This is a genomic window from Mesobacillus sp. (genome assembly GCF_057785455.1).
The window spans coordinates 23,185-30,029 of record NZ_JBYNSB010000007.1 but is presented as its reverse complement, the minus strand read 5'-3'; the positions used below and the strand labels follow the sequence as shown (position 1 = coordinate 30,029).

7 protein-coding genes are annotated in these 6,845 nt (G+C 46.1%); all 7 read right to left on the bottom strand.

The window, feature by feature from the left end:
* Positions 1–245: 245 nt before the first annotated feature.
* The 7 genes from AC3EBE_RS01980 to AC3EBE_RS01950 all read right to left on the bottom strand — a co-directional run bounded on the left by AC3EBE_RS01980 (position 246) and on the right by AC3EBE_RS01950 (position 6,826).
* Positions 246–380, bottom strand: a complete 135-nt coding sequence (locus AC3EBE_RS01980; RefSeq protein ID WP_488593352.1) for a YrzQ family protein — start codon at positions 378–380, stop codon at positions 246–248.
* Positions 381–404: 24 nt separating this feature from the next.
* Entirely contained in the window at positions 405–596 is a 192-nt protein-coding gene (locus AC3EBE_RS01975; protein WP_207500111.1) for a hypothetical protein, read from the bottom strand.
* Positions 597–605: 9 nt separating this feature from the next.
* Positions 606–1,082: a PRC-barrel domain-containing protein gene (locus tag AC3EBE_RS01970; protein ID WP_488593351.1), complete on the bottom strand. Its 477-nt coding sequence runs from the start codon at positions 1,080–1,082 to the stop codon at positions 606–608.
* Between the two features lie 156 nt (positions 1,083–1,238).
* Positions 1,239–3,713 carry an SF1B family DNA helicase RecD2 gene (gene recD2, locus AC3EBE_RS01965; protein ID WP_488593350.1) on the bottom strand — a complete coding sequence of 825 codons (2,475 nt, stop codon included), beginning with the start codon at positions 3,711–3,713 and terminating at the stop codon, positions 1,239–1,241.
* 33 nt (positions 3,714–3,746) lie between these two features.
* Positions 3,747–4,406, bottom strand: coding sequence for a tetratricopeptide repeat protein (locus AC3EBE_RS01960; RefSeq protein ID WP_488593349.1), 660 nt, complete (start codon positions 4,404–4,406; stop codon positions 3,747–3,749).
* Between the two features lie 112 nt (positions 4,407–4,518).
* Positions 4,519–5,634, bottom strand: a complete 1,116-nt coding sequence (gene mnmA / locus AC3EBE_RS01955; protein ID WP_488593348.1) for a tRNA 2-thiouridine(34) synthase MnmA — start codon at positions 5,632–5,634, stop codon at positions 4,519–4,521.
* A gap of 43 nt (positions 5,635–5,677) precedes the next feature.
* Positions 5,678–6,826: a cysteine desulfurase family protein gene (locus tag AC3EBE_RS01950; RefSeq protein ID WP_488593347.1), complete on the bottom strand. Its 1,149-nt coding sequence runs from the start codon at positions 6,824–6,826 to the stop codon at positions 5,678–5,680.
* Positions 6,827–6,845 lie beyond the last annotated feature (19 nt).

Genomic DNA, 6,845 nt, shown 5'->3' with positions numbered 1-6,845 from the left:
TATCCTTCATAATGACTAGCTCCTTCCGTAATGTAGCTCTGATTTGGGTATGTTTTCTTTCCAGTAAACATTCTAACCAGATTAACCTACGAATTTACGAGTAAGGAGCTAGTTTCGTTCATAATAACTCGTCGCTGCGCTCCTGCGGGGTCTCACCTGTCCCGCTTCATCCCGAAGGAGTCTTCGCGCCTTTCACTGCAATCAACAGGTTTAAAATCAACAATTCAGCCTTAACAGAGCCTATTTTAAAATAAAGCTTTCGTTACTTTTTTGGACAGCCTTCTCATTTTCCTTCCTGACATCATATTATTGCCGGAAGCATAATTATAAGCCGCCATGCCAGCGCCAAATGCAATTGCGGAGGTTAACATTTTGTTCATGTGTTTCACCTCTTAATTTATTTTTTACATGCCATATTGACGTTGATCTTCATCAAACAAGTCATCAAGCGAGCTTAAAGTTCCGTCTTCTTCTACCTGATGGGTATGGATCAAACCTTTGGAGAGCGATAGTTCAATAAAGCAGTTCCAGCAATAATACTGGTTGATGCCAATTTTGCCTATATCTTTGCTTCTGCAATTGGGACAACTTAACATAGGGACACCTCATCTCGATTTTACAGTGACGATGATGGCATCCTTTCCGATTGCAGGGGGATCAATGGACTTGATCACACGCTTTCCATTCGCGATATCCGAAAAAAAGCCATCCGTTAATTCGTACCCTACGATTGTCCCCACTTCTTCCATAAAATATACATCTTCCAACAGGCCAAGCTGCTCGCCTTCCTTTGACAGAAGTTTTTTTCCGGCAAGGCTCTGGTTGTGCTCAAAAGTATATTCAGGCTGAGATTCCAGCTCTTCCAAAGCAGACTGGCAGTTGACCATGATCCCATCAGCTCCAAAAGAAGAGACAGCGGAGATCTTGATTTGATAAGTTTTTTTGATGAACGCACCTTTTTTAACAAGTAAGCCTACTACGCTTCCACCGCTTGAAATGCTCACATCACAAACTTCGCCCAGTTTCTTTCCACCCGCCAGCTCATAAACAGGAAGACCCTTTAATAATGAAAATGTCCGCAAAAGTGTGTCCCGCCTTTCCGAACATTTTTAGTTTGCACTCCCCTGCTGTAAAAATGAGCTGTAACGTTTTCCATTGAGGTTTTCAGGTTAAGGGATAGCATGATTGCACTTAAAAAGAAAAACCCGCCAATATCGCGGGTTATATAAATCCATACATCAGTTTCCGCTCTCCTCCAAGAAATCATATGGACTTACGTTCTCCATTCCGATCATTGGGTCAGCTTTCCTGATTATCTCCAGGTAGTCAACTCCGTCTTTCTCTTTAACTGTTTTGCTTTTTGACGGCTGCATTGGTTCCTTTGGTGAATCCAGATTAGCATCTGCGTTACGTTCAGGCTGCTCTCCTAATACTGGCAGGTCCTCTGTAAGCCTTTGTACCAGCGTTGTATTGCGCGCCGTGTCTTCGCCGCGTTCAATTCCCATCCGCAGGGCATCTTCTTCACCAACGAGGATCAGGAACTGCTTGCTTCTGGTGATCGCCGTATAGATCAGATTCCTTCGCAGCATCCTGTAATAGCTTTTTACGACTGGAAGGACCACGATTGGAAACTCACTGCCCTGGGATTTATGTACAGAACAGCAATAAGCATGCGTTATCTGGGATAAATCCGGACGATTGTAGGTGACTTCGATTCCATCAAAGGAAACGATAAGCTGGTCCTGTTTTTCTGTATTTTCTTTTGCATAAAAAATGGCCACGACCTCGCCCATATCGCCGTTAAACACATTAGCCTCCGGCTGATTGACGAGCTGGAGCACTTTGTCGCCGATACGGTACTTGATATCACCGAATGCAAGCTCTTTGCGGGTTCCATCCGGATTTGGATTGAATAATTCCTGCAAAAGCTCGTTCAGGCGGTCAATTCCGGCAGGACCGCGGTACATTGGCGCAAGCACCTGGATATTTTTTGGGGAGTATCCCTTTTTCTTGGCATTGGCGACGACCTGTTCCACTACCTGCGGAATCTGGCTCGTATTGCATTTTATAAAAGATCGGTCAGGCTGCTGTGCAGAAATACTGTCCGGGAGGAAGCCTTTTTTGATTTGGTGTGCCAGTTCTATGATGGAGGAGCCCTCTGCCTGCCTGTAAATATCGGTCAAACGGACTGTAGGAATCCTGCCAGAATCAAGCAAATCCTTCAGCACCTGGCCCGGCCCAACAGAAGGCAGCTGGTCCTCATCCCCTACGACTATCACCTGGATATTGTCAGGGAGGGATTTAAACAACTGATGGGCAAGCCAGATATCAACCATCGAAGTTTCATCTATAATTAAGATTTTACCCGCGAGCGGCTGATCCTCATTATGCTCGAAGCCTTCCGCTCCATTCCATCTCAACAGGCGATGGATGGTCACAGCTGGGAGCCCGGTCGATTCTGTCATCCTTTTGGCAGCACGGCCAGTTGGCGCGGCGAGCAAGAAGGGATATGGCTCTTCCTTCTTATAGTCTTTTGGATCGAGCGAACAGCCATGCAGCTCCGCGTAGAGCTCGACAATCCCTTTTATGACAGTTGTTTTCCCGGTGCCTGGTCCTCCAGTGAGTATCATCATTGGTGACATCAACGCGGTTTGGATTGCTTCTTTTTGGCTTGGGCCATATTGGACTCCCAATCGCTCCTCGAGGTTGCCCAGCGCTAGCAGGAACTCGGATTCAGGAAACTGGTTTTCATACTCTTTCTGTTCAAGTATCCGGTGTATGTTTTTGACCAGCCCTTTTTCGGAAAAATAAAGCGAGGGCAGATAGATTTTCTGTCCTTCTGCTTTAAGCTTGCCTTCTTCCCCCAGCTTGACAATTTCCCTGGATATATCCGTGAACTGGATTTCGAAATTTTGGTTATCCTCAAGAAGCTTTTTCACATCCATGAGCAATGATTCTGCTTCCATGAACACATGACCGCCCTGGATGCTTGAATTTTCAAGGGTATAGAGGCAAGCGGCCTTTATGCGCTCCGGGTGATTGCCTGTCAAGCCAAGCTGGCTTCCAAGTTCATCTGCACGCCCGAAACCAATGCCCTCTACATCCTCAACAAGTTTGTAAGGATTGCTCTGAATGATGTCGATTGCCTGCTCTTTATAAACCTGATAAATTTTCATCGAAAGCTGCGGCCCGAAGCCGTATTGATTAAGAGCAACCATTACCTGTTCAAGGCCCTGGTGCTCCATTAGCGTATCGTACAGATCCTTTGCTTTTTCAGGCGCCAGCTTTGGAATCTGGTCCAGTACGGAAGGGTTTTCGATGATGCGGGTGATTGCCCGTTCCCCGAGTGTATCGACTATTTTTTCTGCTGTTTTTTTCCCGATGCCTTTGAATAGATCACTCGATAAATAGCTTACGATTCCTTGTTTTGATTGCGGAAGGTCCTTGCGGAAATGTGTCGCCTGAAACTGTGTTCCGAATTTTGGATGTTCTTTAATTTCGCCAAAAAACACATATGTTTCCTGCTCATGGATCCGGGGGAAGTACCCTGTTACAACAGCCTCTTTATCTTCATATTGTTCATTCGTTTCCTCAACCCGTATCCTCAGGACAGTATAAAGGTTTTGCTCGTTGTGAAAAATGGTGACAAGATGCTTGCCCTTGATGAATTTCCCTTGTTCAGAAAACAAATCCATCGTGTCTTGTTTTTCCAAATGGTATTCCCCCTTTCCGCAGCTAAATGAGTCCTATTGCAGATTTTGTCCTTCGATCAATTTCTTTCCGTGACCTGCAAGCAGGTGATCAGGCTGTATTTCAAGTGCGCGATCGAACATTTCGAGCGCTTTTTCAGCATCTTCTTTATAGCCGTACGCAACCCCAAGATTATAAAGAGCGTCCGCATGAGAAGGATTAAGTTCTGTTGCCTTTTCCAGGCTGACGATCGCTTCATCAATGAAACCTTCCCGAGCAAGACAGAGTCCATACTGGAAGTTTGCTTCCGCATCATCCTCTAGCAGCTCTGTGCTTCTCTGCAGATATGGCAAAGCCAGCCTGCTGTTGCCGTTTTGCGCAAGGCTCATGCCCAGCATGAAGAAATTATCCCCAGTCTCAAGCCCTTTTTTCAATGCTGTTTCAAACATCTTCCTGGCTTCCTCAAAATCCTGCTGGTCATAGTACAGGCCGCCTTTGCTGTAGTATGCAGCAGTCGCGTCCTCATCAAGGCTGATTGCCTTATCATAAAAATTCAAAGCTCTTTCATTATCGCCGACGGCTGTCAGGACATTCCCGAAATTTATGTATGCTACAGGATCGGCTGGCGTCTCTTCAATGGCTTCCATAAAAGCCTTAGCCGCTTCTTCCCATTTTCCTTCCTTCATAAACTGGATTCCAGTCTGGTTTTTATCCATCAATACCACTCCATTTCTCCATGCAAGTATACCATAAACATCTATATTTTTAGAGAAGGGTTGTCATGCAAGAAACCCCGGCGGTCCATCCCGCCGGGGAGTAAATAGCATATTAGCCAACATACGTCAGTCTCTGGCCATCCTTGAAGATTTGATCAATCGTACCGCCACCGAGACATTCTTCACCGTCATAAAATACGACTGCTTGTCCAGGAGTTACAGCCCTGATTGGTTCCTTGAAGAACACCTTAGCTGTTCCGTCGTCCTGAAGCTCAACCGTCACCTCATTATCTGGCTGGCGGTAACGGAATTTCGCTGTACATTCAAATTTCGACGGCTTTTGCCTGTCAGATACAAAGCCGATATTCACAGCTGTAATGCTGTCTGAATAAAGCAGTTCATTATGGAAGCCCTGTTCAACCAGCAAAACATTCCGTTCAAGGTCTTTACCGACAACAAACCAAGGCTCGCCTGAACCGCCGATTCCAAGGCCCTGGCGCTGGCCGATCGTGTAATACATCAAACCGTCATGCTTCCCTTTTACCTCTCCGTCCATCGTTTCCATATTGCCTGGCTGTGCCGGCAGATAGTTCCCAAGAAACTCCTTGAAGTTCCTTTCGCCGATAAAGCAAATGCCGGTACTGTCTTTCTTGGTGGCAGTCGCAAGGTTTGCTTCCAGAGCCAGTTCCCTTACTTTTGATTTCTCCAGGTTTCCAATAGGGAACAAGACTTTTTCAATCTGGCTTTGGCTCAGCTGGTTCAGGAAATATGTCTGGTCCTTATTCTCATCAAGGCCGCGGAGCATCTTGCGCTCGCCATCACGGTCCTCAACCCGTGCATAGTGGCCAGTTGCCAGATAATCTGCTCCCAGGTTGATCGCATGCTCAAGGAAGGCCTTGAACTTGATTTCCTTGTTGCACATTACATCTGGGTTCGGCGTCCTGCCGGCTTTATATTCATCGAGGAAGTATGTGAATACCTTATCCCAATATTGTTTTTCAAAATTAACTGCATAATATGGAATGCCGATCTGGTTGCAGACCCGGATTACATCCTCGTAATCCTCTGTTGCCGTACACACGCCATTCTCATCTGTATCATCCCAGTTTTTCATGAAGATCCCGATGACGTCATAGCCCTGCTCCTTCAATAGCAATGCTGCAACTGAAGAGTCAACTCCGCCAGACATTCCAACCACCACTCGTGTATCCTTCGGTGATTTTTCCATTATGCTTCACCTCTTTTCTGCAAAAACTTTATATCTATTGATGCTATCTTTTCTTCGATAGTCTCTGAACGATTTTAGCTGTTTCCTCGGCAGCTTTTTCGACCTGTTCTCTTGTATTATTCAAGCCAAAACTGAAACGGATCGAATTGGTTAAACGGTCAGATTCTTTTCCGTACATCGCGACCAGCACATGTGAGGGATCGATCGAACCCGCTGTGCAAGCAGAACCGCTCGATGCAGCGATTCCAGCCAGGTCAAGATTGACAAGCATTGCTTCGACATTTGTTCCTGGAAAGCTTAAGTTTAAAATATGAGGCAGTGATTTATCAAGTATTCCGTTCCGCTGGAAGGAGATTCCGCTCGTTTCGAGTTTATCGATAAAAACATTCCTGAACTCATTGTAGGTGTTCCGCTTGCTTTCCAGCTCATTCTGTGAGATTTCCACAGCTTTGCGGAATCCGGCAATGGCTGCCACATTTTCTGTTCCGGCACGCCTTTTTCTTTCCTGCTCGCCGCCGAAAAGCTGGCGTGCCAGCTTGATTCCATCGCGGATATACAGGAAACCTACACCCTTTGGTCCGTTGATTTTATGGGCAGATACCGATAATAAATCCACTTTTAAGTCATCCACATCTATTTTTTCTATTCCGTATGCCTGGACTGCATCTGTATGGAAGACTGCCTGGTGCTCTGACAGCAGTCCAGCAATTTCGCGAATTGGCTGGATTGTGCCAACCTCGTTGTTGCCATGCATGATTGTCACAAGAATGGTATCTTCCCTTAGTGCGCTCTGTACCGCATCAACCGCTATCATGCCATTTTCATCCACAGGAAGATAGGTCACCTCGAAGCCGCGTTTCTCAAGCTCTTCACAGCTATGAAGGACTGCATGATGCTCGATTTGGCTAGTAATGATATGGCTTCCCTTTGTACGATTATTTTCAGCATATCCTATGATTGCAAGGTTATCCGCTTCCGTTCCGCCGCTTGTAAAGATGATATTATTCGCTTTCGTTCCTATGCTTTGTGCAAGCTCATGACGGGTGTCATCCAGTATTTTGCGCGCTTCACGGCCAAAGTGGTGGATGCTGGATGGATTGCCAAACTCCGCCTCCAGCACCTTGACCATCGCTGATAAAACCTCTGGGTGCATTGGTGTAGTTGCTGCATGGTCCAAGTATATTCTTTCCAACTTCATACCCTCTCTTCAG

Bases quoted from the DNA above. Each gene is read 5' to 3' on its own strand.
- AC3EBE_RS01960 (WP_488593349.1), bottom strand. From the start codon at position 4,406: ATGGATAAAAACCAGACTGGAATCCAGTTTATGAAGGAAGGAAAATGG.
- mnmA (WP_488593348.1), bottom strand. From the start codon at position 5,634: ATGGAAAAATCACCGAAGGATACACGAGTGGTGGTTGGAATGTCTGGC.
- AC3EBE_RS01980 (WP_488593352.1), bottom strand. From the start codon at position 380: ATGAACAAAATGTTAACCTCCGCAATTGCATTTGGCGCTGGCATGGCG.
- AC3EBE_RS01975 (WP_207500111.1), bottom strand. From the start codon at position 596: ATGTTAAGTTGTCCCAATTGCAGAAGCAAAGATATAGGCAAAATTGGC.